The sequence below is a fragment of the Myxococcales bacterium genome, assembly GCA_016712525.1.
GTDB lineage: Bacteria > Myxococcota_A > Polyangia > Polyangiales > Polyangiaceae > JAAFHV01.
In genome coordinates this window covers 665,153-691,716 of sequence record JADJQX010000001.1, presented here as the reverse complement: position 1 = coordinate 691,716, position 26,564 = coordinate 665,153, and the positions used below count along the sequence as shown (strand labels likewise).

21 protein-coding genes are annotated in these 26,564 nt (G+C 69.7%); 7 read left to right on the top strand and 14 right to left on the bottom strand.

Annotation, left to right across the window (positions count from 1 at the left end):
* The first annotated feature begins 38 nt into the window (after window positions 1-38).
* Window positions 39-926: a LysR family transcriptional regulator gene (locus IPK71_02970; GenBank protein MBK8212686.1), complete on the top strand. Its 888-nt coding sequence runs from the start codon at window positions 39-41 to the stop codon at window positions 924-926.
* 17 nt (window positions 927-943) lie between these two features.
* Here the strand turns inward: IPK71_02970 and IPK71_02965 are convergent, their stop codons facing one another.
* A complete protein-coding gene (locus IPK71_02965) occupies window positions 944-1,210 on the bottom strand; it encodes a hypothetical protein (protein ID MBK8212685.1) in 267 nt (88 codons plus the stop codon).
* 1,099 nt (window positions 1,211-2,309) lie between these two features.
* The gene (locus IPK71_02960; GenBank protein ID MBK8212684.1) at window positions 2,310-3,200 is read right to left on the bottom strand and encodes a LysR family transcriptional regulator; all 891 of its coding nucleotides are present in this window, start codon (window positions 3,198-3,200) and stop codon (window positions 2,310-2,312) included.
* Between the two features lie 138 nt (window positions 3,201-3,338).
* Between IPK71_02960 and IPK71_02955 the strand changes: the two genes are divergently transcribed.
* Window positions 3,339-3,731 carry a DUF1801 domain-containing protein gene (locus IPK71_02955; protein ID MBK8212683.1) on the top strand — a complete coding sequence of 131 codons (393 nt, stop codon included), beginning with the start codon at window positions 3,339-3,341 and terminating at the stop codon, window positions 3,729-3,731.
* A 222-nt stretch (window positions 3,732-3,953) separates the two neighbouring features.
* A complete protein-coding gene (acnB, locus tag IPK71_02950; protein ID MBK8212682.1) occupies window positions 3,954-6,527 on the top strand; it encodes a bifunctional aconitate hydratase 2/2-methylisocitrate dehydratase in 2,574 nt (857 codons plus the stop codon).
* A gap of 109 nt (window positions 6,528-6,636) precedes the next feature.
* Here acnB and IPK71_02945 read toward each other — a convergent pair whose 3' ends face one another.
* The 3 genes from IPK71_02945 to IPK71_02935 all read right to left on the bottom strand — a co-directional run bounded on the left by IPK71_02945 (window position 6,637) and on the right by IPK71_02935 (window position 10,933).
* On the bottom strand, window positions 6,637-7,008 hold the full coding sequence (locus tag IPK71_02945; protein MBK8212681.1) for a hypothetical protein: 372 nt from the start codon (window positions 7,006-7,008) through the stop codon (window positions 6,637-6,639).
* A gap of 126 nt (window positions 7,009-7,134) precedes the next feature.
* Entirely contained in the window at window positions 7,135-9,078 is a 1,944-nt protein-coding gene (locus tag IPK71_02940) for a hypothetical protein (protein MBK8212680.1), read from the bottom strand.
* A gap of 34 nt (window positions 9,079-9,112) precedes the next feature.
* Window positions 9,113-10,933 carry a hypothetical protein gene (locus tag IPK71_02935; GenBank protein MBK8212679.1) on the bottom strand — a complete coding sequence of 607 codons (1,821 nt, stop codon included), beginning with the start codon at window positions 10,931-10,933 and terminating at the stop codon, window positions 9,113-9,115.
* 214 nt (window positions 10,934-11,147) lie between these two features.
* On the opposite strand from IPK71_02935, the gene IPK71_02930 reads away from it, so the two are divergent.
* Complete coding sequence (locus IPK71_02930) at window positions 11,148-12,218, top strand: glycosyltransferase family 2 protein (GenBank protein ID MBK8212678.1); 1,071 nt, start codon at window positions 11,148-11,150, stop codon at window positions 12,216-12,218.
* 259 nt (window positions 12,219-12,477) lie between these two features.
* Here the strand turns inward: IPK71_02930 and IPK71_02925 are convergent, their stop codons facing one another.
* Together IPK71_02925 and IPK71_02920 are read right to left on the bottom strand one after the other, a co-directional pair.
* Complete coding sequence (locus IPK71_02925) at window positions 12,478-13,167, bottom strand: class I SAM-dependent methyltransferase (GenBank protein ID MBK8212677.1); 690 nt, start codon at window positions 13,165-13,167, stop codon at window positions 12,478-12,480.
* Between the two features lie 118 nt (window positions 13,168-13,285).
* Window positions 13,286-14,053 (bottom strand): hypothetical protein, encoded by a 768-nt coding sequence (locus IPK71_02920; GenBank protein MBK8212676.1) that lies wholly within the window; start codon window positions 14,051-14,053, stop codon window positions 13,286-13,288.
* Between the two features lie 226 nt (window positions 14,054-14,279).
* On the opposite strand from IPK71_02920, the gene IPK71_02915 reads away from it, so the two are divergent.
* Together IPK71_02915 and IPK71_02910 are read left to right on the top strand one after the other, a co-directional pair.
* Window positions 14,280-14,846, top strand: coding sequence for a hypothetical protein (locus IPK71_02915; GenBank protein MBK8212675.1), 567 nt, complete (start codon window positions 14,280-14,282; stop codon window positions 14,844-14,846).
* Between the two features lie 262 nt (window positions 14,847-15,108).
* Window positions 15,109-16,224: a DegT/DnrJ/EryC1/StrS family aminotransferase gene (locus IPK71_02910; protein MBK8212674.1), complete on the top strand. Its 1,116-nt coding sequence runs from the start codon at window positions 15,109-15,111 to the stop codon at window positions 16,222-16,224.
* 88 nt (window positions 16,225-16,312) lie between these two features.
* On the opposite strand, the gene IPK71_02905 is transcribed toward IPK71_02910, so the two are convergent.
* From IPK71_02905 to IPK71_02890, 4 genes are all read right to left on the bottom strand, one after another.
* Window positions 16,313-16,978, bottom strand: coding sequence for a glutathione S-transferase family protein (locus IPK71_02905; protein MBK8212673.1), 666 nt, complete (start codon window positions 16,976-16,978; stop codon window positions 16,313-16,315).
* A gap of 253 nt (window positions 16,979-17,231) precedes the next feature.
* The gene (locus tag IPK71_02900; protein MBK8212672.1) at window positions 17,232-18,395 is read right to left on the bottom strand and encodes a porin; all 1,164 of its coding nucleotides are present in this window, start codon (window positions 18,393-18,395) and stop codon (window positions 17,232-17,234) included.
* Window positions 18,392-20,854, bottom strand: a complete 2,463-nt coding sequence (locus IPK71_02895; GenBank protein ID MBK8212671.1) for a hypothetical protein — start codon at window positions 20,852-20,854, stop codon at window positions 18,392-18,394. The genes IPK71_02900 and IPK71_02895 overlap by 4 nt, the downstream gene beginning before the upstream one ends.
* Before the next feature lie 15 nt (window positions 20,855-20,869).
* Window positions 20,870-21,040, bottom strand: a complete 171-nt coding sequence (locus IPK71_02890) for a hypothetical protein (protein ID MBK8212670.1) — start codon at window positions 21,038-21,040, stop codon at window positions 20,870-20,872.
* Between the two features lie 144 nt (window positions 21,041-21,184).
* Here IPK71_02890 and IPK71_02885 point away from each other — a divergent pair, with 144 nt between their 5' ends.
* Window positions 21,185-22,552, top strand: a complete 1,368-nt coding sequence (locus IPK71_02885; protein ID MBK8212669.1) for a CPBP family intramembrane metalloprotease — start codon at window positions 21,185-21,187, stop codon at window positions 22,550-22,552.
* Window positions 22,553-22,584: 32 nt separating this feature from the next.
* On the opposite strand, the gene IPK71_02880 is transcribed toward IPK71_02885, so the two are convergent.
* The 3 genes from IPK71_02880 to IPK71_02870 form a co-directional block, all read right to left on the bottom strand.
* The gene (locus IPK71_02880; GenBank protein MBK8212668.1) at window positions 22,585-23,220 is read right to left on the bottom strand and encodes a methyltransferase domain-containing protein; all 636 of its coding nucleotides are present in this window, start codon (window positions 23,218-23,220) and stop codon (window positions 22,585-22,587) included.
* Between the two features lie 72 nt (window positions 23,221-23,292).
* Entirely contained in the window at window positions 23,293-24,660 is a 1,368-nt protein-coding gene (locus IPK71_02875) for an ATP-dependent 6-phosphofructokinase (protein ID MBK8212667.1), read from the bottom strand.
* 103 nt (window positions 24,661-24,763) lie between these two features.
* Window positions 24,764-26,509: a hypothetical protein gene (locus IPK71_02870; protein ID MBK8212666.1), complete on the bottom strand. Its 1,746-nt coding sequence runs from the start codon at window positions 26,507-26,509 to the stop codon at window positions 24,764-24,766.
* Window positions 26,510-26,564: the final 55 nt, after the last annotated feature.

Sequence of the window (26,564 nt, the reverse complement as noted above, 5' to 3'; positions counted from 1 at the left end):
CATGCGCGCATGCACATACGTGATATGCACATTTGCATATGCTCGACTGGAACGATCTCCGGCTCGCCCACGCGCTCTTCGAGACCAAGAGCCTCGTGCGCGCGGCGAAGAAGCTCCGCGTGCACCAGACCACGGCGGGGCGAAGGCTCGATGCCCTCGAGTCCGCCCTCGGGGTGCCGCTCTTCGTGCGCACGTCGCGCGGGCTCGTGCCGACGCGCGCGGGGGAGCGCGTGGCGACGCTGGTGGCGCCGCTCGCCGAGGGCCTCTTCCGGCTCGAGCGTGAGCCCCTCGAGCCGACCGACGAAGCGCGTGGTGTGGTGCGTGTGGCCGCGACCGAGGTGACGGCGCTCCACCTGCTCGAGCACGTGATGCCGAGGCTCGCGCGGGTGGCGCCGAAGATCGTCTTGGAGGTCGTGACTGGGAACCTCGCGGCCGACGTGCTCCGGGGGGAGGTCGACATCGCCGTCCGGCTCGTGCGCCCGGAGAGCCGCGAGCTCCTCGCGAAGCGCATCGGCGGGCTCGTGTACGGGCTCTATGCTTCGCGCAGCTACCTCACGAGGTGCCCGAAGGCCGCGCCGATGCCGCCGTACGCGGGGCACAGGGTGGTCGTGCCGGTGCGCGAGCTCGACGGGGGTCCCGAGGCCACGTACCTGAAGGAGCACGCACGTGAGGCCGAGGTCGCCTTCCGCGCGAACAGCATGGTGGCCCTGGCGCGCGCCGGGGAGCTCGGGGTGGGGCTCGTCGTGCTCCCGCGCGCCCTCGCCGCGACGTTCCCCGGGCTCGAAGAGGTGACACGCCTAGGGCGCGTGGCGACGCGGCCGGTCTATCTCGTCGCCCGCAAGGAAGATCTCCGGGTGCTGCGCGTGCGGACCGCGTTCGACGTGGTCGCACGCGAGCTCGGCGCGTACGTCGAGCGCTACGGGTGAGAGGGCGCGTGCCGTCCTCAGTCCGGCGGCGACATCGAGTCGCTCGCGTCGTCGGGGCCGAACTTCGCGTACACGACCACCACCGCGGTCAAGACCGCGAGCACGTCCATGACGATGCCGGGCGCGAGTGGGAAGCCCACCTTCGGCGCCAGGTACGTGTAGGCTGCACACGGGGAGGCCACGACGGCGAAGACGACCGCGAGGACCGCCACCTCGGTCCGGGTGGGTGTCTTCCAGCCGTGGCCGGGGGAGAGGCGGTCGGGGTGGGAGTCGTGCGACGTCACCTCACGAAGGAGAGCACTCGGGCGTCGTCATGGCGAGCCGCGGGCTTCGGTGTGGTGGCCCGGGCCACCCCGCGAACGGCCCGGCCACCCCCGCCCCCATGGAAGAACCGACCGACGTTGACGCCAAGACCGCGAAACTCCACGAAACCGGGGTTCGTCGGGCCGTAGGCACGAGCCTCGCATCAGCACCTCCGTGCCTCGATAGAACACTCCCCCTACCGATCCGCGTCCCCGCGCGCTGAGCTCGCGTCCCCCTCCGTCCGCACGACACGACGGGGGCGGCACGTCCACGTCCACGACCTCTCATGCGCCATCGCGCCATGTCACGACGAGTCGCGAGCACTCGCGCTTCATGGGCGCACCGTTCCTCTCTTGGCTATTTGTCCGCATCGCTGCCCCCGTCCGTCGGGCTCGCGTCCCCAGCGTCCGCGAAACACGCGGGCGGAGGTGTGGACGTGTCCACCACGTTCCAGACGTCATTGCGGCATGTGGCCACGAGGCGTGGGCACTCGCACGGCGACTCGCACGGGCGCGCCGGCTCCGCACACTCGAGACCGCGCGTGTCGCATGGCTCTCCGGCCTTCGGGAACACGCTCGGGCACAGGTTCGGGCAAGAGGGTGTCGTCGAGACGATGCGCCACCGCCCATCGTCCCCGCAGATCGGCTTGATCGTCGCGCACACGGGGCACTGCGGGTTGAACGCGCATGGCGCGCCCTGTCCTGGGCACTCGAGCCCCGGCGGGCTGCATGGGTCTCCTTCTCGAGGGAGGGAGGACAGCGAGCACGCGGAACCGCCCGCGTCGGCGCCGCCGTCGCTGGAGCCAGCCGTGCTGTCCGTGGTGCTGCATGCTGCTGCGAACGCGAGGCCGAGGAGAACGGATGCCGACATCGAGACGTGGGGCTTGCGCATGCGTCTGGCCTGAGCACGGTCCGTACCAACACGGGCATGGTGTGGTTCGGCTCCCGCTTCTCTCCAGGAAATCGCGCTCGACCCGCATCTCCTAGGCTGGGCCAAAGAGTGCCAAACCATTGCTCTTTTCGGACATCGGCGCACGCGATGTCCGACCTCCTCGCGAGGGTCGCCCAGGCCCTCTCCGGCTCACCGCGCGCTTCGGCGTGTGCTGCCCGCGGCGCTCTTCGCGAGCTCTTCGGCGAAGGCCCGCGCGGCGGCCGACATGGGTCTCCCGCGCCGCGTGACGAGGCCCAGCTCGCGCTCGATGCGCAGGCCACGCACGTCGATCACGGGCCGCCCCTCCGCGCCGAGCTCGCTCACGAACGCACAGCTCCCGGTCGACTCGACGAGCCGCAAGATGGCCGCGATGCTCCGCACCTCCATGACCACGTTCACCTCGACGAAGGCCTCGCGGAGCGCCTGATCGATGAGCGTGCGAATGGCGCTCTCTCCCTCGAAGCCGATGATGGCGAGGCCCGCCAAGTCCTCCGGGACCACGCGTTTGCGCTTCGCGAGCGGGTGATCGGCCGCGGCCACGAGCACGATGCGATCGTTGGCGAGGGGGCGGACCTCGAGCTCCTTCGCGTACACGGGCAGCGTCACCACGCCGAGCTCCACACGGTCCTCGATGACGGCCTGTTCGACCTCGCGGCTGCCCGCCTCCTCGAGTCGGAACCGCACCCGCGGGTGGCTCTTTCGGAAGCGCGCCATGGCCTCGGGCAGCAAGTACGAGACCGCCGTCGCGCCGCCGCCCACGCGCACCGTGCCGGCCTCGAGCCGTGAGAGCGCCCGCACCTCGGCCTTCGCGCGGTCGAAACGATCCACGAGCACCGTGCCCTCCGCCACGAAGAGCCTCCCCGCCTCGGTGAGCACCACGCCGCGCCCCTGAGGGCTCAAGATCTCGGTGCCGAGCTCCTCGGCGAGCTGCTGGAGCCTCCGAGACAGCGCCGACTGGGAGATGTGCAGCCGCTTCGCCGCCTTGCCGATGGTGCCCTCGCGCGCGACCGCGAGGAGAGAGCGAGTGAGCAAGAGATCCATGCGTGCTTTGGCGAGATGATAGGCAGATTCTCTGGATCTGCGCATGGATCGGCCGCGGGCTCGCGCGTTCTCCATGCCCGTCCCACGTGGTACACGTGACGACGCGGCGAGGAGAGCCCGGCCCCCACGAGGCGATGCATGACGACCATCGACGACTACAACGAGGCCCAGGTCGGCGCGAACGCCGAGGTCTGCAGCGCGCTCGCGGCCCTCATTCGCAAGGGGCTGCCCGACGCCGAGAGCAAGGTGTGGCACGGCGGGCCCGTGTGGTTCCTCGATGGCAACCCCATCGTCGGTTACTGGGTCCGCAAACAGGGCGTGCAGCTCCTCTTCTGGAGCGGCCAGTCGTTCGACGAGCCCGGCCTCTCGCCCGAGGGAAAATTCAAGGCCGCGCACGTCCACTTCACCGACGTCGCCGCGATCAAGAAGACCGTGCTCGCCCGCTGGCTCCGCAAGGCGAAGCACATCCAGTGGGACTACAAGAACATCGTGAAGCGCAAGGGCGTGCTCGAGAAGCTCGGCGACTTCTGACGCACCCGCGGCGACGCCCCAGGGACCGTCGCTGCGCCGGGATCTGCGAGGCACCCAACGAGGCGACCCCGTCGTGCCCCTCGAAGCCATGATGCATGCGAGATTCGCAACGATGGTATGCGAATAATCTGCTTTTTGCATGGCTCGTCCGGCGTTACATCCATCCGCGTGAAGGATCGACGGGCCCCGTTCGGGCGCGCGCCTTCCAAGGAGAGAGCCATCATGCTTCAGGACTACCGCAAGCACGTCGAAGAGCGCGCCGCCCAGGGCATCCCGCCCAAGCCCCTCAGCGCCGAGCAGACCTCCCAGCTCGTGAAGCTGCTCGAGAGCCCCCCCGCCGGCGAGGCCGACTTCTTGCTCGACCTCTTCATGAACCGCGTGCCCGCCGGCGTCGACGACGCGGCCTACGTGAAGGCCGGCTTCCTCGCGGCCATCGCCAAGGGCGAGGCGAAGTGCGGCCTCATCTCGCGCGAGAAGGCCGTCGAGATCCTCGGCACCATGCTCGGCGGGTACAACATCCAGCCGCTCGTCGCCCTCCTCGACGACGCCGCGCTCGCGCCCCTCGCGGCCACGCAGCTCAAGAAGACGCTGCTCATGTTCGACGCCTTCCACGACGTCGCCGAGCGCGCCAAGAAGGGCAACGAGCACGCGAAGGCCGTGGTCCAGTCGTGGGCCGACGCCGAGTGGTTCACGAGCCGCCCCAAGCTCGCCGAGAAGATCACCCTCACCGTCTTCAAGGTCACCGGCGAGACCAACACCGACGACCTCTCCCCCGCGCAAGACGCCTGGTCGCGTCCGGACATCCCGCTCCACGCGCTCGCGATGCTCAAGAACGCGCGCGAGGGCATCCACAACGCCCTCGAGCAGATCAAAGAGGTCCAGAAGAAGGGCCACCCGGTCGCCTACGTGGGCGACGTCGTCGGCACCGGCTCGAGCCGCAAGAGCGCCACGAACAGCGTGCTCTGGCACTTCGGGGACGACATCCCCTTCATCCCGAACAAACGCTCGGGCGGCGTGTGCATCGGCGGCAAGATCGCCCCGATCTTCTTCAACACCATGGAAGACTCGGGCGCGCTCCCCATCGAGTGCGACGTGACCAAGCTCGCCATGGGCGACGTCATCGTGATCTACCCCTACGAGGGCAAGGTCACGAACGAGGCGGGAGAGACGCTCTCCACCTTCTCCCTCAAGACCGAGGTCATCCTCGACGAGGTGCAGGCCGGCGGTCGTATCCCGCTCATCATCGGGCGCAGCCTCACGAAGCGCGCGCGCGATTTCCTCGGCCTCGACGCGTCGCCCGCGTTCCGCCGCCCCGAAGATCCGAAGGACACGGGCAAGGGCTTCACGCTCGCGCAGAAGATGGTCGGCCGCGCGTGCGGCGTCGCGGGCATCCGCCCCGGCACGTACTGCGAGCCGCACATGTCGGCCGTGGGCTCCCAAGACACGACGGGCCCCATGACCCGCGACGAGCTCAAGGAGCTCGCGTGCCTCGGCTTCTCGGCCGACCTCGTGATGCAGTCGTTCTGCCACACGGCCGCGTACCCGAAGCCCGTCGACATCGAGACGCAGCACACCCTGCCCGACTTCATCACGAACCGCGGCGGCATCTCGCTCCGCGCGGGCGACGGCATCATCCACTCGTGGCTGAACCGCATGCTCCTCCCGGACGGCGTCGGCACGGGCGGCGACAGCCACACGCGCTTCCCCATCGGCATCTCGTTCCCGGGTGGCTCGGGCCTCGTCGCGTTCGCGGCGGCGCTCGGCGTCATGCCGCTCGACATGCCCGAGAGCGTGCTCGTGCGCTTCAAGGGCAAGATGCAGCCGGGCATCACGCTCCGCGATCTCGTCAACGCGATCCCCTACGCGGCCATCCAGCGTGGGCTCCTCACGGTGGCGAAGCAGGGCAAAAAGAACGTCTACTCGGGCCGCATCCTCGAGATCGAAGGCCTCCCGGATCTCAAGGTCGAGCAGGCCTTCGAGCTCTCCGACGCGAGCGCCGAGCGGTCGGCCGCAGGGTGCACGATCAAGCTCAACAAAGAGCCCATCATCGAGTACCTGAAGTCGAACATCGTCATGCTCCGCTGGATGATCGCGGAGGGCTACGGCGACGTGCGCGCCCTCGAGCGCCGCGCGCAGGCCATGGAAAAGTGGCTCGCCGCGCCGACCCTCCTCGAGGCCGACAAGGACGCCGAGTACGCCGAGATCATCGAGATCGACATGGACCAGATCAAGGAGCCGCTGCTCGCGTGCCCCAACGATCCGGACGACATCAAGCCGCTCAGCCAGGTCGCGGGCGACAAGATCGACGAGGTCTTCATCGGCTCGTGCATGACGAACGTCGGCCACTTCCGCGCCGCCGCGCGCCTCCTCAAGGAGTTCGGGGGCCCCGTGCCCACGCGCCTCTGGGTCGCGCCGCCCACCAAGATGGACCAAGCGCAGCTCATGCAAGAGGGCTACTACAACATGTTCGCGGGCGCCGGCGCGCGCACCGAGATGCCGGGCTGCTCGCTCTGCATGGGCAACCAAGCGCAGGTGAACCCGGGCACCACGGTCGTCTCCACGTCGACGCGTAACTTCCCGAATCGACTCGGGAAAGGCTCGAACGTGTACCTCTCGTCGGCCGAGCTCGCCGCCGTCGCGGCGATCGTGGGCAAGCTGCCCACCGTCGAGGAGTACATGAAGTATGCGAGCCGCCTCGACGCGATGTCGGCGGATCTCTACCGGTACCTCAACTTCAACGAGATCAAGACGTACGTCACGAAGGCCTCGAAGGCCTCGCTGCCCGTCTTGGCCTGACCTACGCGCGCTCGCGCGTGAATCGCATCGAAGCCCCGGCACCCTCGCGAGGGTCGTCGGGGCTTCGGCTATTTCGGAGCGACGAAGTGTCGCGTGCGCCCTGCTCCTCTCAGCGTGCCGGGCCCGAGCTCGGACCACCGTTGCAGCCCGTGCCCGCCGTGTTGGGCAAGCACTCGCACTTCGATGGGTCGCACCCGTCGTCGGGGCACCACTTGCAGTACTGCACGCCGTTGTACGAACCGCAGCTCCCGCCCTTGGAGAGCGAGGAGCAGTCGAGCTTCTCCTTCACGATCACGGAGTACGCTTTCGTTTCGGGGTTGCCGTTGCCGTCGTCGATCGGCGCGGGCGTCGCCTCGCGGGCGGTCTCGCCCGGAAGCGAAGGATCCTCGACGGACGAGCCACAGCCGACGACGACGACGACCGAAGCGGCGATGGTGGCGAGCGCGGCGACGAAGGTCTGGGACGAAAAAGAACGAAGCATGAAGAACCTCCCGTGTGACCGACGCGCCCGTGCGCCGGCCTACGAGAGAGAACGTCGGTCGCGAGGCGCCCGCGGGTAGGCGAGGGCTCCCTATCGGGCCCATAGGCGCCCGCTATGGTCCGGAAATCAGGCCTCCGCGTCGTCCTTCGAGGGGTCGTGCGTCGCCGCGTCGTCCTTCGAGGAGTCGTGCGTCGCCGCGTCGTCCTTCGAGGGGTCGTGCGTCGCCGCGTCGTCCTTCGAGGGGTCGTGCGTCGCCCCGTCGTCGTTGTCGTCGGCAGAGGAACGGCCCGGTGCGTCTGCGCGTTTGGTCTCGCGCGTCGCGGGGGTGGGGGAGGGCTTCGTCGGCGCTGCCTTGCCGAGCTTCACGAAGCCGGCAATGGATCCTGCGAGGCCCACGAACGTAAGGAAAAAGCCGAGCGAGAGCCCGTGTGGCCAGTACTCCATGCGCACGTCGTGGCTCCCCTGGGGCACGTCGAGCACGAGGAGCTTGTTCTCCTCCGCGACGGTGCCCACGTTCGAGCGGAAGCCGCGGTCGTAGCCGCTGTTCACGAGCACACGCCCGGGGGCCTCGGCCTCGACGTGGAACGAGAACTTGTTCTGCGTGCGCACGACGTTCGTCACGGCGACCTTCGCCCCCGGCGCGGCTACGGCCTGCGGAACGTCGCCCTCCCACATCGGCGCGCCCGCGCTGAAGCCCCACTCGTCCCAACACGCGAGGCGAATGCGGTTTTGGCGGGGCTGGTCGATCATGCCGGAGAGGTTCGGCCCGTGGACGTAGAGGCGGGGCGAGACAGCGACCTTCTGCTCGGGCGGGTTGTTGAAGCAGACCGTGAACCACGCGATGCCGGTCGCGATCATGTCGCCCGCGCCGATGAAGGCGATCGCCAGGGCGACCGTGCGCCCGATCTTGCCCGCCTTCCGCGAGAAGCCCGCGAGCCTCTGGGGGAGCCTGTCGACGGCGACGCCCGCGAACACCGCGAGGAACATGGAGACCTCGCAGCGAAACCGGGAAGGCACACGCATCTCCTTGAAGGGGTAGACGTGCGCCTTGAGCACCGCCCACGGCGCCACCGGCGAGAAGTGCCCCATCATGAGCACGAAGCACACGACGGCGAGCGCCACGAGCCACGGGCTCTCGAAGGCGCACACGATCGCGCCGATCGCCGCGAGCACGAGCAAGAAGGGGCCGATGTAGGTCCCGTACTCGGGCCACACGTACGTCTGCCCTGCGACGCCGCGCTCGTGCGTGCGCGAGACGAACATGTCGCGCAGGGTGGTCCACTGGATGTGATCGCGCTCGATCCCGATGGGCCGCGTGTGGCTCTTCAGCTGATCGATCACCGGCAAGAAGCGGCACGCGCCCACGAGGAACCCGACGAGCCCGACGATCGCGCCCGCCTTCACGATGGGGACGAAGGTCTGCTTCTTGAGGCGCGTGAGCGTCTCGGCGCCGAGCAGCACGACGAGGTGCGGGAGCGGGTACACGGCGCCCTCGAGCATCATCCACGCGACGAGCCACCCGAGCCCCACGGCGTAGCGGAGATCACCCGCCGCGCGCCGCCAGAGCAGCACCGCGAAGGGGAAATACAGGAACGGCACGAACGTGAAGTGCCCACCCGAGTAGTGCTGCTGGTGAAAGCCCGAGAACGCCCACGCGAGGCTCGCCACGAACGTGGCCGCGCGCGAGAGCTTCACCTCGTCGCGCGCGAAGAGCCACATGCTCAAGAAGCCGAGCGCCGTGTGGAGGAGGTACCAGAGGTACATCGACGCCGTCGTGCCCATGAAGAGCGTCGTCCACATGAGCGGCGCCGCGGGCGGGCCCTGGGGGTTGTCCCAGAGGGGGAGGCCTCCGCACTCGTAGGGGTTCCACAGCGGCAGCTCGTGGTAGCGCACGACCGACACGCGGGCGGCTTCGATCGTCTTGTGGTACGGCGGCCCGTCCCCCCCTTGGGTGTTGGGGTAGGCCGCGAGCATGGGCCACCACGCGAAGATGGCCATGACGAAGCCGAGCGCGAGCACACCCAGGATCCGACCGGCCGTTCGATTGCGAGCTCCCGTGCGCAGCGTCATCGTGCTCCCGTCTTTCGTTGCGAGGCCCCGGGTGTCATCGGCACGACTCCGGTCGCGCTCCGCCGGCACCGGCACGAGCACGGCTCTGCGCCGCCCGCGCCACGAGCGCCATGGACTCTTCGAGCTCGGAGAGCCTCAGATAAGCACACGGATTTCCTGTCGTTTCGGCGGTCTTTTTTGCCTTCGCGAGCCTGTCTCGGCCCGGGGGCTCCCAGATCTCGGCGAAGAAGCTCCGTGCCGCCACGCCGCCGTCGGTGCCCTCTTCGGAGGTCGCGGGGGAGAGCGCGGGCAGGAGGGCGAGCCCCGTCACCACGACGCCGAGCGCGAGCCTCGCCACGATGCTCTTCGCGCCGTCTGCCCGTCTGTGGACGACGAGCGGTGTGAGCGCGGCGGAGACCAGACACGCGACCACGAAGTACCCGAAGGCCCCGGAGGTCGCGCCCACGAGATCTCCGAGGTGACGCGGAAAGAACCCGAAGCGCAAGAGCGGCCAAGCGAGCTCGGGGAGGGGGCGACCGACGCTCTCGGGGATCGAGTTGCACAAGAGCGACACGAGGCCGGTCTGCGCGACGCTCGCGATGGCCGTGCCCGCGGCGAGCGCCCCGACGGCGACACGCGCGCGCTTCGACCGAGCTCCGAGGCGATCGAGCGCACACACGGCGCCGTAGACGAGGAACGGCGGGAGGGCCCCGAAGTACCGCGGTCCCACCGTCCACCCGCCGCGCCAGTTGATGGCCGCCGACACGGTGAGCACGAGCACCCCGCACGTGGCGAGCCACACGAGCGTGCCGAGCCGGAGCCGCGCGCGTGCTCGTGGACCTCCGCGTCCGGAGAGCACGACGAAGGGCACGACCAGCAGTCCGAGCACCAGGAATGGGCTCGTCCCGAAGAGCCCGTAACTGCGCGAAAAGAGGAGGCTTCCGGCGTGATCGAGGTTCGGCGTTTGGATGCCGAAGTACCCCTGATTCAGGAGGTGCGCGAACTGTTGGTTCTCGCTCATGCGGTGACCCGGCATCAGCGGATCGCCGAACGCTCTCCACTGGAAGAGCGCCATCGCGGCGGCGTGGGGAAGCGCGCCCAGGCCGAGCGCCACGAGGGTCTTCGGGCGGTAGAACGTGGCGAGAGCGAAGAGCGCGAGGCACACCGACACGGGCAGGGCGTGGTACTCGAGCAACGTGGCCCACGCGGCGAACGAGCCCGCCCAGAAGGCGAGCCACGCCGAACGTTCCTTCGGCCTCTTCGCGCGCGCCTCGAGGGTGAGCGCGAACGCACCGAACGCCGCCACGCCGAAGAGCGAGTGGCTCGCGAACATGAGCGCGTACGCAAGGTAGTTCGTGCCGAGGCCGAGCGCGGCCACGGCCGAGAGCCGCAGCACGTCGTCCCTCGTGTAGCGCCGCAGGTAGCTCGCGAAGGCCGCCAAGAACGCGAAACATGGAATCTGCACGGAAAAGATGCGGAGCGCCCACGTCGAATCGGCGAGCCACTTGGCCTTCTCGTCGGGGTGGCTCGCGGCGGTCGGCACCGGCCTCCCGAGCTTTGGCATCACCTTGGTGAACGCCCAATACACGGGCACCCCGGCGTAGCTCACCGCGGGGGCCTTGACCGAGTAGAGGTGGAACACGCCCGTCTTCTTGTCCGGTGCGCGGGCCATGTCGTTCGTCCACCCGTGGCGCTCGACGATGGCGTCGATCTTGAACGACCCCTGCTCGACGAGCGCCATCGTCATGTACGTGCGCACGTTCTCGTTCGGGTTGTTGATGGCCCCGATGTACGGGAAAAACCCCACGTAGACGGCGAAGAGCAGGCCGAAGAAGGCCACTTCCCACCCGCGGGTCTTCGTGTGAGGCCGAGCCATGAGCGAGCGGCCGATTTCTACCCCATTTCTCGTCGCTCCCGCCCTTTTTCACGGCGCTTTTTCCTGGGCGCGCGGGGGCTGCGCCGCGGCTGCCGGTCGTGGCCATCGTGGCCTCGGGGTGTGGCGGGCGTCGAAGCCGTGGGTTTCGGGGCGGCAATCGTGCGCAGCGGACTTGATCGGCCCTACGGTTTGGTGGTTTACGCAACGCCCACCGATGAAGCGCCCCACCTTGAGCCTCGTGCTCCCCATCTTCAACGAGGAGGCCGTGCTCCCCGAGCTTCGGTCGCGCCTCGCGGAGTTCATCGGTCGGCTGCCCGAGAACACCGAGGTCGTCTTCGTCGACGACGGCTCCAAGGACGACTCGCTCCGCCTCCTCCGAGACATGGCGGCCACCGAGCCCAAGTACAAGGTGCTCGCGTTCTCCCGCAATTTCGGCCACCAGGTGGCCATCACGGCCGGCATCGACTACGCACGCGGCGAGGCCGTGGTCGTCATGGACGCCGACCTCCAAGACCCTCCCGAGGTCGTCCTCGAGATGGTCGAGAAGTGGCGCGAGGGCTACGATGTCGTCTACGGCAAGCGCCGGAGCCGCGCGGGTGAGACCTGGTTCAAGCTCGTCACGGCGCGCTGGTTTTACCGCATCTTCGCGGCGATGATCCCGATCGAGGTGCCGCTCGACACGGGCGACTTCCGCCTCATGAGCCGCCGCGTGGTGGTGGCCCTCCGCGAGCTCCGTGAGGTGCACAGGTTCGTGCGGGGCATGGTCTCGTGGGTGGGCTTCAAGCAGACGGCCGTGCTCTACGACCGCGCCGGGCGCTTCGCGGGGGAGACCAAGTACCCGCTGAAGAAGATGATCCGCTTCGCGATCGACGGCATCACGAGCTTCAGCATCTTGCCGCTGCGCCTCGCCACGTACGCCGGCGCGATGATCGCGTTTTTGGCCATTTTCGTGGCCATTTGGGCCGTGGTCGCGAACCTCGCGTTCCACGCCACCGTCCCCGGGTGGACGGCCATCACGGTGATCGTGTCGCTGCTCGCCGCCGTGCAGCTCCTCATGATCGGCATCTTGGGCGAGTACGTCGGGCGCATCTACGAGCAGGTGAAGGCGCGTCCGCTCTACGTGCTCCGCGAGACGCAGAACCTGCCGTTGTCGCGGGACACGAACGACCTCGACACGACGAGCTCGATCCTCCCGCGGGGCATGACCGTGGTGGTCGACGCCGACGCCGAGGGGGGCCGGAAGACGATGCACTCGGGGGCTGGGGAAGAGGCCGCCGAGGGGTGAGGGTAGAGGGCGCGCTATTGGGGGCCCGTTGACGCGCGTCAAAACGACCGACGGTCGTCAAAACGACCGACGGTCGCGCCAAACTATTGAAATGACTCGAGTCTTGTCGGGTCGTCTCCCTCGGTCCACGGGAGCACGCGTGCCCGCCCCAAGTCCGCGATGACGCGCGTCAAAACGACCGACGGTCGCGGCGCCCTCTCTTTGACGCGCGTCAAAACGACCGACGGTCGCGCCAAGTCATTGAAATCACACGAGCTCGCTACGCCCGCTCGGCCCAGGCGCACACCTGCGCCCCGAACGGCACCCCGCGGAGGTGCGGCTCGAGCGGGCGGAGCGTCGCCAGCGGCTTCGGGAAGAACACGATGTAGTCGAGCTTGCGCCTCGACAGCCCCGCGCGGTCGAGCAGACCCTCGACCTCCCACGGGTACAAGAGCTCCACGCCCTCGTCGAACGGGCAGTCCCGCACGGCCTTCACGGTGACCGGGTTCAGCGGGTTGTGCTCGAAGATGACGATCTTTCCGCCCTTCGCGAGCTTCTTCACGAGGCCGCGGATCAAGGGCGCGCGCACGTCCTTGGGGACATGATGAAGCACGTTGGCCAGCACGATGGCGCCGTACGTGTCGTCCGGGAGCGTGCCGTCGTCGTCGAAGAACTTGGCCGACGGGGCCCGGGTCTTGGCCATTTCGACGCTCTTTTTCGACGGATCGTACCCGTGCACCTCCCCGAACGACTCGACGAGCAGGTGCGTCAGGTTCCCGATCCCACAGCCGAAATCGAGGAGCGGTCGGGTCTCCTTCCCGAGGAGCCGCTCGAGCACCTTCTGCTTGTAGATCGAGAAGTACTGCGGGTCCTCGCCGCTCGCCTTCACGCTCTCCTTGTGCATGTCGGCGTACGAACCAGCGTGCGCGTCGAACTCGGCTTCGTTCTGCGGGTCGAAAGACTCTCCCATGGCGAACGGGGTGTTAGCACACGGGCGCCGCGGGCCAATCGCCCAGTGGTCGTCCGCGCCGATCGGCGCCGCGCGAAAGCCCCTCGCTCCGCCCCATCGCCCGACTCCGCCGTGCCCGTCAGTCGGCCCCCGCGTCCGAGGTCGCTTCGGGGAAGATCAGGGCATAGGAGCCCTTCTGCACGTGGAAGAGGAGCGTCCGTCGACCCTGCCGCCCGCGCTGAAAGTGCGGATACCAAGGCTGCGCCTGCCACGCCTCCGTGTCGTGCACGGCCTCGGGCACCACGAGGTCGAGCTCCACGTAGCTCCCTTGGGCCATCGCGGCCACTCGCGGACCGAACGACCATCGCCCGTGCCCCGGCCGAGGCGTCAGATCGTTGTGCATCGCGCCTCCGTAGGCGACCACGAGGCCCGCGTCGGGAGCGGCCAACCCGGCCTCGATCTCGTTCGCGGTGAGGTTCGCGATCATCGTCAGCATCGCGTCGACGTCCCCGAGTCCCGCGTCGAGGATCTTCCCGTACTCTTCGCACGGCGGCACGAGCAGGTGCACGTGCAGCCCGTGAGCGCGACCGGCCGTGTAGAGACGCAAGAAATCGCTTTGGTTTTTCGGAGCTTGGGCCTGCGTCACCTCGCGCTGCGCCGAGGCCACGGCGCGCACCTCGGCCCTCTGGCGAGCCGCGCACCCGCTCTTGGCGACCCAGAGCTCGACCACGAGGTCCGACGCGCGCCCATCGAGGGTCGGCAGGAGCTCCTCGACGAAACGCGCCGCCGTGCTCTTCGCGTCGACTCCTTGGCGCGGATGGGTCTCTCCGACCGCGAGCACCCGAGGACGTGCCTCGAGCACCCTGGCGAAGGCCTCGGCCGGAGACTCGAAGAGCTCGCACGGCATCGCGCCACACGCAGGATCGAGCCTCGCCGCGCTCGCGTCCGCCTCCGATGGCCCCTCGGTCGCTGCGCGGCGCGAGCACCCTGCCGTCCCTCCCGCGACGACCGCGGCGCCGGCAACGAGGACGGCGGCCACGCGCCAGCTCGACCACGCCCTTGGGAGGAGCATCCGGCCACAGACCCGCAAGCCCCTCTCTTCCTTGGGACGCGAGCCAGGATACGCTCGCGTCATGGCCTACCTCCACGTGCTTCGCGAGGCCGCGGGCCTGCTCGACGACGGCGCGACCTACTCGCATCGCGGGGCGCTCGGGCAGGTGGCGGGCACGAAGGTCGCCGTGCGCCTCGTCTACCGTGGGGGGACCTCGACCGAGCCTTGGTGGACGCGGATCGAGGTCGCGCTCCCGAGAGGCGCCCCCCTCGACCTTGCCCTCGACGAGCTCGACGGGCCCTCGGCCGAGCGCGTTCGGGCCACGTTCGCGGACGACGAGGTCGACGTCTCGGAGCTCGAGGAGCGCTTTCGGTGCCGTTCGCCGTGGGCCAGCGCCTTTCCGTCCCGGTCGATGCGCGAGCGCCTCCTCCGAAGCCCGTACGTCGTCGTTCGGGTGGTCGCGTCGGTCGCCCCAAGCGACGGCGCCGATCCGCAGGGGACGACCGACGGCACCCGTGCGGCGGAGCACCTCCGGGGCGGGCCCGTCCTTCAGGTCGAGAGCCCCCAGATCCTCGAAGCGACAGACCTGGAGAGCCTCGTCGTCCTCGCCTGCGACCTCGCCGCGGAGGTTCGAACGCTGGTTTTGTGAGTTGATTCGATGGTTTGGCGCGACCGTCGGTGGCCCCAAGCGACCAGGGATCAAGGACTTGGCGCGACCGTCGGTCACCAGGGATCAAGGACTTGGCGCGACCGTCGGTGGGCCCAAGCGACCAGGAATCGCGGACTTGGCGCGACCGTCGGTGCCCTCTCTCCAAGACCTCCGAACCCTCACGAGCCTCGCCGCAACCAACCCCCCGAGACGGCGCCCAGACCTGCCCGTCGACCCGTCTCGTGCTAAGGAGCGCCCCACCGTGCAAGTCCCCTTCATCGACCTTTCGCGCCTCACCCAAGAAGTTGCATCGAGCGTCCACGCCGAGTGGCGCGGGTGCCTCGACCGCTGCGAGTTCGTCGGCGGGCCGGGCGTCGGCCGCGTCGAGAAGACCCTCTCCAAGGTGCTCGGGGTGCCCCGCACGGTCTCGTGCGCGAACGGCACCGACGCCCTCATCGTCGGTCTCCAGGCGCTCGGCGTGAAGCGCGGCTCCAAGGTCGCCATCCCGAACCTCACCTTCTGGGCCACCTACGAGGCCGTCGCGGTGCTCGGCGCCACGCCCATCCTGGTCGACATCGACCCCGACGACCTCCAAATGAGCTACGGAGAATTCGTCAAAGCGCACGACGAGCACCGCTTCGACGCGGCCGCCCTCGTGCACCTCTACGGCTGGTCCACCTCGCGCCTCGCCGAGTTCCGTGTGTTCTGCAAAGAACGCGGCATCGGCCTCCTCGAGGACGGCGCGCAGTGCTTCGGTGTCGAGGTCCACGGCGAACCGGTCCTCGCCAAGGCGACGGTGGGAACCCTCTCGTTCTACCCGGCCAAGGTCGTCGGCGGCGCGATGGACGGCGGCGCCATCACCCTCCAAAGCGAAGAGCACGAGAAGCTCGTCCGCTCGCTCTGCAACCACGGCCGCGCCGACCACTACGCCTACGCGCACGTCGGCTGGAACTCGCGCATGGGCGGCGTGCAGGCCGCGTTCCTCAGCGCCATCCTCGACCGCGTCCCCGACATCCTCGCCTCGCGCCGTAAGGCCGCCGAGTACTACCGCAAGGCGCTCTCGGGCCATTCCAAGATCCGCGTCTATGGTCCGCCGCCCGGCATCGTCGAGAACGGGTACCTCAACGTGCTCACGGTGCAGGGACGTCAAGGCCAAGAGATCGTCGACGCGCTCAAGGCGAAGGGCATCGGCTCGGCGCGCACTTACCCCGAGCCCATGGACGCGCAGCCCCCGGCGCAGGGCGTGGCCATCCCGTTCGGCTCGCTCGCGCACTCGCGCGCCATCTGCAAGACGGTCGTGAACCTCCCGCTCTTCTACGGCATCCGCGAAGAAGAGTGCGAGGCCTCGGTGAAGGCGCTGCTCGAGGTCGTGGGCTGATCGCCGCGAAACACTCGTTGTAGAGCGCACCTAAAACGAAGGCCGCAGGCCCCAGGGCTCGCGGCCTCGTTCGTTCGCGGTGTGGTCGTCAGCCTTCGCGCCAGTGCGGAGGGTAGGTGGCCTCGTAGCCAGGCAGCGCCTCGATGCGGTGCATCCACGCTTGGACCTTGGGGAACGTCGTCCCGAGCGGGCCGAGGCCGTGATCGAGCGTGTCGGCGCCGGGTTTGCCGAACGCACGCTCGAGCGATTTTAGCTGCGGGAACACGAAGATGTCGGCCGCGCCGATCGACTGTCCGGAGAGGGTCTCGGTCTCGCCGAGGGCCGCCTCGAGCCGCGCGAGCTCGGCGCGCGCCCCGTCGATCGCGAGGAGGACCTGGTCGCGTTGGGCGTCGAGCTTCCCGAAGAGCAAGGGCCGCGCGAACGCGGAGATCGCCGAGACGCCGTAGCACTCGTGCTCCATGATCGTGCGCATGATGCGGCCGGTCTCCTCGGGGGTCTCGCCGAAGAGCTTCGGGGTCGGGTACTTGCGATCGAGGTAGTGCAAGATCGCGAGCGACTCCGACAGCGTGAAGTCGCCGTCGCGGATGACGGGCACCTTGCCGCGCGGGCTCATCGCGAGCATCTCCTCGGTCTTGTGCTCTCCCTTCGAGAACGAGAGCAGACGCGACTCGTACGGGACGCCCTTCACCGCCAGCGCGAGCAGCACACGCCACGCCGGTCCACTTCCACTTCCCCAGAAGACTTCGAGTGCCATGGGGCGCGAGCATACCCGCGTCGCCTCGAAGGTCCCGCGCCAGACGCGACCTGCGCCATCGGTGCCAGTGCGCGCCAAACGATGTGCCGAGTCGGGCCGGCGGATGTGCCCACTTGAGTCAGGTCGGGCGGACTCAGGATGGGCTGGGGGTAAAATCCCTCAAAGTGAGGAATATCATGTGGTTGGCGCGAACGTCGGTCGGTCTAGACGGTCTGTCGGGTCGGTCCGGACGGTCTCGGGTCAACCCAGACGGTCAAAACCAAGCCGTAGCCCCAAGCAGCACCGTGCTCTGCGTGCGCGCGTTTGGCACATACGGCGCATCCGCCTCCCCCGTGCCCGAGACCTGCCCCCGGTAGTAAAGCTCCCTCCCCGAAGCATCCCGCCGCACCTCGAGCCGCACCGAGAGCTGCTCGACCGGCCGCGCGTCGAGCGTCACCGTCTGCGACGACACCCACGGCGAGCCGCTCCAAAAGATGGGAGCCGCTGCCAACGTACCGTCACTCGCCACGGTCTCCCCGAACCTGTCCACGCGCCCCGCGAGGTACAGGAACGACGCCAGCTTGTACCGCGCCGCGAGCGCCACCGCCGCCCACGACGACGTGCCCATCCGCGTCTCCTCGAACCCCACGTCGCCCTGCGCCTGGAGCGAGAGCCACGACGCCGCGTCGTACGTCGCGACGAGGTCGAACGTGTGCCTCCACGGCCGCCCCTCGGCCGCCCCCGCCGCGCGCTCCACCCCGCCGAAGTAGAGGAGCTGCACCTGCGACTGCTTCGTCTTCCACGTGACGCTCGGCACGAGGGACTTCTCTTCGTTGTTGTCGACGACGCTGTTCCACCCGTTGTACGCCGCGAGCCCCACCTCGAACGCGTCGGACAGGGCATACGCAGCGCGGAGCCCCGTGTGGTAAAACGGCAGGCCGAAGAAGAGGTTCGAGCGCGAGTAGGTGAAGTTGTCCTTCACCGCCATCTGCTCCACGCCGATGGGCGACAAGAAGATGCCGCCCTCGACCTTGAGCTTCGACGTGGCCTGCCACGCGATGGTGGCGGTCTGCACGTATTTCCACAAGTTCGCGTCGGTCGCGCCCGAGGCCGTGCCCCCTGCGCGCCGCGGCTCGGCCGCGTAGTAGCTCGTCGGGGTCGAGCCCACTTGCAAGAGCAGCCGCGTCGTCACCGGGCCGAGCTCCGCCCGCGCCCCGAGCACCGCGTTCGACAAGCTGAAGGTCGCGTGGCGATCGTCGAACCCGCGCGCGTTGGTGACCGCGTTCGACGGGCGGTTCGTGTTCCACGCGACGTACGCCTCGACGTATCCCTCGGGCGAAACTTTCGGCTCGGCCGAGGCTTCACGCGTCGCCCCGAGCGCGCACCCGAGCACTGCGGCTCCGTAGAGCCGACCCCTGCGTCGCGCCCGCCTCGTCACGACGTCGCTTCGATCGCGCGTCGGTAGCGCTCGCGGCGCGCGGCATCGCGCAGGATTTCGTAGGCCTCTTCGAGCACGACCACCACGTGCTCCACGTCCTCGCGGAGGTCGACCGTGCCGGGCGTGAGCAGCCTCGAAGGCTCGAACTCACGCCGCAGCGCCAAAAAAGCCTTTCGGACCTCGTAGCCCGTCGCGTCGCGCGAGATGCCGAGCACCGAGAAGTAGTCGCCCTCTTCCACGAGCGCCATGCGCGCCCGGACCCTCGCCCGAATGGCGCCCTCGTCGAGCGCGCGGAGCTCGTCCTCCGAGAACTCGGGCTCCGGCGGAGGGAGCGGCGCGAGCCCACGCACGGCCGAGAGCGCACCGAGGAGCGTCAACGCGTACGCGACCGGCAAAATGTCCTCGGACGACGTGAGGATGTGGGCGACGTTCTTGCCCTTCGCCGCGTCGAGGGCGCGAGCCTCGTCGGGCTCGAGGTGCGCCTCTCGCACGAGCTCGGGGTGATCGCCGTCGCCGATGACGATCCGATCTCCGCCGAGCCGCTCGGCCGCCGCTTGAGGCTCGAACACACGTCGAACCCCTTCGACGAGCACGGCCACGCCGGGTGCGCCACCGAACACCGTGGGCTCCGTCTTGAGGCGCCCGGTGGGCTCGGGCTCGAGCGCCACGGTCCCGCCCGCGATGCGGAGGCAGCGCCCCAAGAGCCACTCGGCGTGCGCCCGAAGCACCGGCCAGAGCTGGTCTTGCCGCAGGTGCCCATGAGCGACGAGCGCGGCCCCGGCGTGCCTGCCGAAGGGCGGGAGCTTGGGGCGCAGCATCTCCGCGTCCGCGTGCCCGATCTCTCCGCGGCTCGCGAGGAACGCCACGAGGCACTCGGCTTCGTCGCCCGAGGCCACCGTCACGATGTCCCCCTCGCGGAGGAGCACACGCCGCACGATGCCCTCGGACCCGAACGCGAGCGCCCCCGACGCGCGCGCCGCGATGGCTTCGGCGAGCACCTTCGGCGCATCGGTGGCGGAGAGCACCACGCCCTTGCCCGGCGTCCTCAGCGCGGGTGGCGCTTCGCTGACTTGCTCGATCGCGCGGCCCGAGGACTCGTCGGTCGGCGCCATGGGACCGATGGAGCCACGCCCCACACCTACACCTACACCCGTGGGCACTCGAGGTGCGTCGGGCACCACGGGGGGGCTCGGTGAGGTCTCCCGAGGGCGCGGAGGGCGCTCGCTCGGGGCTCGGCGGATCGGAGCCGCGTCGACCCTCGGTGGCAAGAGCGGGCTCTTGCGGCGGTCCGAAGCGGGCACGGAGCGCCGCCCGTCGCGAGGGGTCGGCGGGAGATCGCTGTCCCGCGAGGGGATGGGCCTGCCGTCGAAGCCGGGGCGCGCGTGGTTCGTCGTCTCGAGGGCCGCGGCGCGCTCGCGTTCCCGCTCGAGGGCGCGGTGCCTCTCGAGCTCGAGCTCGCGTTCGCGCTCCACCTCGCGGCGCTCGGCCTCTTCGCGCTCGCGGTCCCGTTCGAGCTGACGCTCCCGCTCGCGCCCGATCTCCCGTTCGCGCCGGAGCGCCGTGAGGCGTTCGCCTGCCCCCGTGCGCCGATCGACGCCGGTCCCCGAGGCCCCGGTCGTGCCGCTTCCCGTCCCCTTGGCGGGCCCCACGATCGCGTCGAGCTCGTCGTCCTCGTCGTCGTCGATGGGCTCGTCGAGCGCCTCGAGGAGCTCGGCGGGCAGCACAGCCTCGATCTCCTCTTCGGGAGACGGAGGGGGCCCGTCGGTCGATTGCAGGCGGACGCGCTGCTCGGCCTCCGAGAGCATCTGCTCGAGCTCGGGGCTGAGCGGCCCGACGAGCGACGGCGCGCGGGGCAGGAGGCTCGGCGCGCTGAGCGGCGCAGGCGCCAGCGGAGACATCGACAGCCCCGAGCGCGGAGAAATCTTCTGCGACGACGGAGGAAAGAGCGGAGCTGTCGACTGCGGCCCGCTCGGCGTCGACGGGATCGGCGCGGGAGGCGAAGAGGGTCTCACGCTCCTCCGCGGCGGCGGCGGCCCAATGACCTCTTCGACCTTGGCGTGCACCGAGGCCTCGTCTGCGGGGCGCACGAAGAAGTGTGTCGCGCCGGGGCCTTGGAGCGCCTCGCGCTCGGCGATCGCGCCGCCCTCACGGCCGAACACGAACACGGCGATGCGGTCGGCGAGGGGCAGCTCGCGGAGCTTCTGCAGCACGTCGCGGAGACCTTCGGCGTCGGCGTCGACGAGCACGAGCGCAGGGGGTTGCACCGCCGCGCGCTCTCGAAGGAGCGAGAGAGGGACGTCGACCACCAGGTATCCCGACGCGCGCACCTTCCGGGCGAGCCCCTCGGTCTCCGCGGACGCGTCGGTCAGGAACACCATCCGCGCGTCGGCTCCCCCACCGAGCGCGCTGGACGGCGGCTCGGGCTCGATCGCGGGATCGTGGTCGGGTTCGTGGGTCACGGCGATCTCGGGATCCTAGCGGCCGTCGCCGGGGCCGGGGAGGTCCTGCGCGCGACCCTCGGGCGGTTCCGTGCTCTCACGACCCGCGACGAGGCCCCCGATGGCCTTGCCGAGCCGGGTCAGAAAGCTCGCGCCGTAGATGAGCGCGAAGATGAAGACCGTCAGCCCCAGCTCCGCACGTGTCATTCCGAGGATCATTCGAGTTTACGCCGAGCGCGCACGCCCTGCCCTTCGTGGCCCTTCTAGCACGCTTTCGCGGCCGTCGGGCGGAACGCCGACATACGCGCGGAGGGCTTTACCGCTGCCCCCGACGCGGGTGAGATGACCCAAATGGCAGAAGGACAGACACGCTCCGGGGACGCCCCCGAGGTTTTCCCACCTTCGCCTACCTCGGACACGAGCCCAGGGCGAGGCCCGTTCCTGTTCGTGCGTGAGCCCGGGCGAACGGCGAGCCGCGTGGAGGTCGCTCACCTCGCGGCCGAGAGCGTCGCCCCCATTCGGGTGTCCGCCACGACCGAGGTCGCGCTCTCGGAGCGTGGACCGTTCGAGCCGCTCGCGGTCGCCGTCGCGAGCGATGCCACGGTGAGATCGCGCCTCGCCGAGGGCCTCGCGCTCCCCGGGTCGGTCGCGTTCGCGCGGCTCCGTCCGCTCTTCTTCGTGGGGCTCGTGCCCTTGCTCATGTTGGTCGAGTACGACCGTGAGCTCTTCGCGGCGGGCCTCCGTGGCGCGCGCGTGCGCCTCGTGCTCGGGCTCCTCTTCGCGGTGATGCTCGCGATCGACTTCGCGCGCAAGGTGCCGCGCCACCCGGGCACGAGCGCCGCCGTGCTCTTCTGGGCCGCCGCGCGCTACCTGCACCTCCTGGCCGTCACGTGCGGCTCGGGGGGGGCCGTCGGCTATTTCGCGCCCGTCCTCGCCACCGCCGTGGGCCTCACCCTCGTCGCGCGCGCGCCGCGTGGCAACCGCCTCACCGAGCAAATCCTCGATCGCCTCGCCATCGATCCGGCCGAGGTGCTCCGCGTGCGCCTCGGCGAAGCCCCGCGCCAAGCGGTCGTCACGGCCGCGGTCGTCGCCGCGCTGGGCTTGCCCGCCGTGCTCGCGATCCTCCGCGCCGTCGATGGCAGCATCTGGAGCACGGGCATCGGTCTCCTCGTCTACGGCGCCGTCGTCCCCGAGCTCGTCGAGCGGTTCGTGGAGCGCGAGCGGCCGCCGCGTCGCCACGTTCGACCGACGCGCCTCCTCTTCGCGGCCGGCCTCGGCTTCGCGCTCACGATGGGCCTCGTCTCGAGCGCCCAGCGCTCGTTCGACGCGGGCATCTACCTGCAGCGCTGCACGCACCCGGCCGAGTTCGAGCGGTCGGGCAAGAAGCTCCTCCAGGCCGAGTCGCGCGAGGTCGAAAAGGGCATCCACCAAGCCAAAAATGCCCTCCCCGTGCTCCTCATGACGGTGCTCGCCGTCCCGCTCGCCGAGGAGCGGCTCTACCGCGGCCTCCTCCAGCGCGTGCTCACGCGAAAGTACGGCGAGCGCCTCGGCCTCGTGTACGCGGCGCTCCTCTTCGGCGCCTCTCACCTCGTCGTGTACAGGGTGGCGGCGTACCAGGCCGCGCTGCTCGGGTTCGGCTTCGGGGCGGCGTACGGCGAAGGAGGGCTCGTCGCGTCGTTCTTGGCGCACGCGCTCTGGAACGGGCACCTCGTCCTCTGAGTGTGCGAGACGACCTTTGTTAGTGCCCGATTTTACTTAGGTTTCCGGGCAACGCCGCGGATCGAAGGTCGCACGAAGGGCAGGGCCTTGCGCATGCTCTCTTCGTCGATGCGCTCGAAGGTGAGCCCGGCGCGCGCGATCGACGTGCGTGTGTCGCGTGTGAGGCAGCAGCCGCCCGCCACGTGTTTCCACACGGGCTCGATGCGGCCCTGCCACGCGCGCCGCGACGACCCTACCTCGGCGCCCACGTGCTCGATGAACACGAGCCGCCCCCCCGGCCGCAGCACCCTCCCGATCTCCTCGAGCGCTCGGCCCGGCCGCGCGACCGAACAGAGGACCAGCGTGGACACCACCACGTCGAACGACGCGTCCGGGTAGGGGAGCGCCTCGGCGTCGGCGGCGTCGACCCGGGTGCCGTCGTGGCGTGTCCCCGACATCCGCCCCTCGAGCCTCTTGGCCATGTCGCGATCGGGCTCCGCCAGCACCAAACGCACGCCCTTCGGGTAGTAGGCGAGGTTCACGCCCGTGCCCGCGCCCACCTCGAGCACGTCGCCCTCGAGACCCGAGAGCAGGTCTCTCCGCCACTCCCCGAGGCACGCCTCCTCGGAGGGCCGCATGAAGCGATCGTAGAGCGTTGCCATGAGCCAGGCCATGGAAGACTCTCCCATGGTCAGGGCGCAAAAGGTGGCCTCATCGTCCGCGCGATGCGCTTTTCGGCGCCGAGGCTCGTGCTTCGGAGCTCAGCCTGGAGGCGGAGGGAGCGACGACTTTCGGGCCCCGCGCTGGCGTAGGGGCGGCTGCCCGGTCGTCTCGGTGACGGCGAGCCATAGGTCACCGTCGGGGTCGATGCGCTTCCGCTCGCGGGTCACGACGTCGAGCGGCACGTGCGTGAAGATGCGGTGCGTGCGGCCGATGAGGATCCCGGTCTTCCCGGCCATGCCCGCGTGCACCGCGTTCCGCGCGAGCGCGTCGCAGAAGATCGCGTCCTGGGCGTTCGCGGGCACGCTCCGGATCATGTAGCTCGGGTCGATGTATTTTACATTTACCTCGGTGCCGAGGCCGGTGAAGTGGCGCGTCAGCGCGTCCCTGAGGCGGGGGCCCACGTCGGCGTCCTTGCTCGCGTAGCGGACGTTCCCGGAGGCGTCGCGTTCGGCGCCCGCATCGGCCGGGAGACCGAGGTTCTCGCCGCACCCCTCGGCGACCACGATGAGCGCGTGATTGCGCCGCGCGATGCGGCGCTCGAGCTCGCAGAAGAGGCCGTGCGGCCCCTCGAGATCGTAGTGGAGCTCGGGCAAAAGGCAGTAGTTCACGTCGCGGCTCGCGAGCGTGGCCGACGCGGCGATGAAGCCCGAGTCTCGGCCCATGAGCTTCACGATGCCGATGCCGTTGCGCGCGCCGGTGGCCTCGGTGTGGGCGGCGTCGACCGCGAGGCGCGCGAGCTCGACCGCCGTGTCGAAGCCGAACGTCTTGTCGACGAACGCCACGTCGTTGTCGATCGTCTTGGGAACGCCCACCACGGCGATGGCGAGCCCTCGCGCGCGGATCTCCTTCTCCAGGGCGAGCGCGCCGCGCATCGAGCCGTCGCCCCCGATCACGAAGAGCACGTCGACGGCGTCGCGCACCAGCGTGTCGACCATGGCCTCCGCGGTGCGTCGCCCTCGCGAGAGGCCGAGGAAGCTGCCACCTTGCCGATGAATGTGGAGCACCTCGTCGGGCCCGAGCGAGATGGGCGCGATGCCCTGCGAGGCGTCGAGCCCTTGAAACCCGTACTTGTACCCGAGCACGCGCTTCACTCGGTACTTGTGGTGGAGCTGGAGCACCATCGACCGGAGCACGTTGTTGAGCCCGGGGCATAGGCCACCGCACGTGACGATGCCCGCCGTCACGCTCGTGGGCTGGAAAAATAGGGCATCGCGTGGCCCCGCCTTCTCGAGGAGGAGCGGGACCTTCGGGGTCGCCCCGAGGCGCATCTCGACGTCGAGCACGATCCGCGCGTCGTCGGGCACGTAGTCCGCGATCTCGTCGCCAGCGGTCGTGGAGAGCCCGAGCGGCGAGGGCACCGTGCGTGGACCGAGGGTTCGAACGTCGAGGTCGTGCTGGGTCAACATGGGCGGGGCTCCGTTCGGCGCGAGGTTACCTCACGTGCCCCTTCGCTGCACCCCGCGGCTCCGACGAAGATTCTGCGCCCGTGACCTCGCGCGTCGCGCTCGTTCAGCGGCTCCTCGCGCAACGGCCACCGATCTTTCCATACTGGAAATGCACGGGCTTCAGGTCGCCCGCCGGAATGAGCAGCTCGTTCGTGGCGACCGCGGAGAGGTAATTCTCGCTCCGCCGCGCGTGCCCCTCGAACGAGTACCCGACCAGCGCGACGTGCGGCAACGCGCCCTGGTACCGGAGCACGCCGTTGTTGCCGCGGCGCACGCACGCGGTCTCCCCGGGGCCGGGGCCGGCCGACACGTCGCACACGTCTTGGACGGCGTTCGCGCCCGGGTTCACGGCGCCCACGGGCCAAGCCGACTCCATGAGGTTGCCGCCCACGTCGTACCAGCCCTCGCCGCTCGCCGACGTGATGCGGGTGACGTCGCTCGCGAACCTGCCCGGCGCCGCGATCGCGGGGGAGTCGTCGTCGGCCGGGTCGTTCGCGCTCCCGTCGGCCTTGGTCGCGGGGAAGCCGAAGAAGTACGGCTGCGGGTTCTGGCAGCCCGGCCACGCGGCTGGCGAGCACGTCGTGCCGTGGCCATTTCGCCAGTTGAATTGGCCTATCGGCAGGAGCGCCGTCCACGGCACGTAGACGTTCGTCGCGCCCACGAGCTCGGCCTTTCGCCCCCAGACCTCGCGGTAGTCGGCCGTGCGCGCGAGCTCGCCGCCGTCCCACGCGCAGAACGTCGCGAGCACGAGCGCGGACATGCAATTGGCAGGTTTCTTGTCGAGCTCCTCGCGCGTGTAGTGGCGCTGTCCGGTGGGCCGACCTTGGGCGTCGAGCTTCCCCACGCCGTAGGGTTGGAGCGAGCTCGGAGGTTGCCAGTAGGTCGGGTGCCCGTAGGCCCCGTCGCCCACGAAGCAGCCGTCGAGGGAGTTTATCGGGTCGAGCGGGAAGGCCCCGAGGAACACGGGGAGCGGCAGCCGCGCGGTCGGGCTCGCTTGGTTCGGGAGCACGTCGAGGAGCCCCGGGTAACCGTCCATCACCTCGGCGAGCTGCGAGCCCGGGTGCGTCGCCGCATACGTCGTCGCGAACGCGCGCATGTTCGGCACGCCCCCGTTGGCCGCGGCCAGCGCGTCGACGAAGGCGCGCACGCGTCCCGACGTGATCTCGTAGCGATCGAGCCTCCGCGCCGTGCGGGTGGGCAAGGGGAGCGAACGGCAGCAGCTCTCGACCTTCGCGCCGGGTGCGCCAGGCTCTCCCGTACCGCACGTGTCGATGCCCGAGGGCCCGTTCGTGCTCCCTCGGCACGAGGCGCCACCGACACATCGCTTCGCCGCGCCGCACACCGAGCTCTTGCAGTCCGTGTCGATGGCGCACACCTTCTCGTCCTCGCACGCCGGGCCGCCCGCGCCGCCACAGTCGACGTCGGTCTCGCCGAGGCTCGGAGAGAGCCTTCCATCGCTGCGTGTAGGTGTCGCGCACACGTTCGCCGTACACGTCCCCTCGCAGTCGTCGTCGGTCGCGCAGGTCGCGCCGGGCGGGCAAACCTTCCCCACGGCGGCCCCGCACGCCGTCCCGCCGTCGCCCCCATCGACCGATCCCCCGCCGTCGTTCGGGGCGCTCGTATCGGGCTTCGCGGCCCCGTCGCTCGAGCCTCCGTCGGCTTCGGGTGTGCTCCCGTCCGTGGTCGTGGCGTCGGCCGTACCGGAGTCTTCGTCGGGGGCAGGGTCCGCCGTGTCCCCGCACGCCAAGGCCACGATGGGGAACGCCAGTGGGAGCAGCGCGAGCGCGGAACGGCGCAGAGAAAAGCCCATTTTTCGACCGTAGCAGCCTCGGTCACCGCCCGTCAGAGGACGAATTCACGTCCAC

Excerpts from the sequence above, each read along its gene's own strand:
- IPK71_02970 (MBK8212686.1), top strand. The coding sequence starts at position 39 with ATGCTCGACTGGAACGATCTCCGGCTCGCCCACGCGCTCTTCGAGACC.
- IPK71_02960 (MBK8212684.1), bottom strand. The coding sequence starts at position 3,200 with ATGGATCTCTTGCTCACTCGCTCTCTCCTCGCGGTCGCGCGCGAGGGC.
- IPK71_02955 (MBK8212683.1), top strand. The coding sequence starts at position 3,339 with ATGACGACCATCGACGACTACAACGAGGCCCAGGTCGGCGCGAACGCC.
- acnB (MBK8212682.1), top strand. The coding sequence starts at position 3,954 with ATGCTTCAGGACTACCGCAAGCACGTCGAAGAGCGCGCCGCCCAGGGC.
- IPK71_02945 (MBK8212681.1), bottom strand. The coding sequence starts at position 7,008 with ATGCTTCGTTCTTTTTCGTCCCAGACCTTCGTCGCCGCGCTCGCCACC.
- IPK71_02940 (MBK8212680.1), bottom strand. The coding sequence starts at position 9,078 with ATGACGCTGCGCACGGGAGCTCGCAATCGAACGGCCGGTCGGATCCTG.
- IPK71_02935 (MBK8212679.1), bottom strand. The coding sequence starts at position 10,933 with ATGGCTCGGCCTCACACGAAGACCCGCGGGTGGGAAGTGGCCTTCTTC.
- IPK71_02930 (MBK8212678.1), top strand. The coding sequence starts at position 11,148 with ATGAAGCGCCCCACCTTGAGCCTCGTGCTCCCCATCTTCAACGAGGAG.
- IPK71_02925 (MBK8212677.1), bottom strand. The coding sequence starts at position 13,167 with ATGGGAGAGTCTTTCGACCCGCAGAACGAAGCCGAGTTCGACGCGCAC.
- IPK71_02920 (MBK8212676.1), bottom strand. The coding sequence starts at position 14,053 with ATGCCGTGCGAGCTCTTCGAGTCTCCGGCCGAGGCCTTCGCCAGGGTG.
- IPK71_02915 (MBK8212675.1), top strand. The coding sequence starts at position 14,280 with ATGGCCTACCTCCACGTGCTTCGCGAGGCCGCGGGCCTGCTCGACGAC.
- IPK71_02905 (MBK8212673.1), bottom strand. The coding sequence starts at position 16,978 with ATGGCACTCGAAGTCTTCTGGGGAAGTGGAAGTGGACCGGCGTGGCGT.
- IPK71_02890 (MBK8212670.1), bottom strand. The coding sequence starts at position 21,040 with ATGACACGTGCGGAGCTGGGGCTGACGGTCTTCATCTTCGCGCTCATC.
- IPK71_02885 (MBK8212669.1), top strand. The coding sequence starts at position 21,185 with ATGGCAGAAGGACAGACACGCTCCGGGGACGCCCCCGAGGTTTTCCCA.
- IPK71_02880 (MBK8212668.1), bottom strand. The coding sequence starts at position 23,220 with ATGGGAGAGTCTTCCATGGCCTGGCTCATGGCAACGCTCTACGATCGC.
- IPK71_02875 (MBK8212667.1), bottom strand. The coding sequence starts at position 24,660 with ATGTTGACCCAGCACGACCTCGACGTTCGAACCCTCGGTCCACGCACG.
- IPK71_02870 (MBK8212666.1), bottom strand. The coding sequence starts at position 26,509 with ATGGGCTTTTCTCTGCGCCGTTCCGCGCTCGCGCTGCTCCCACTGGCG.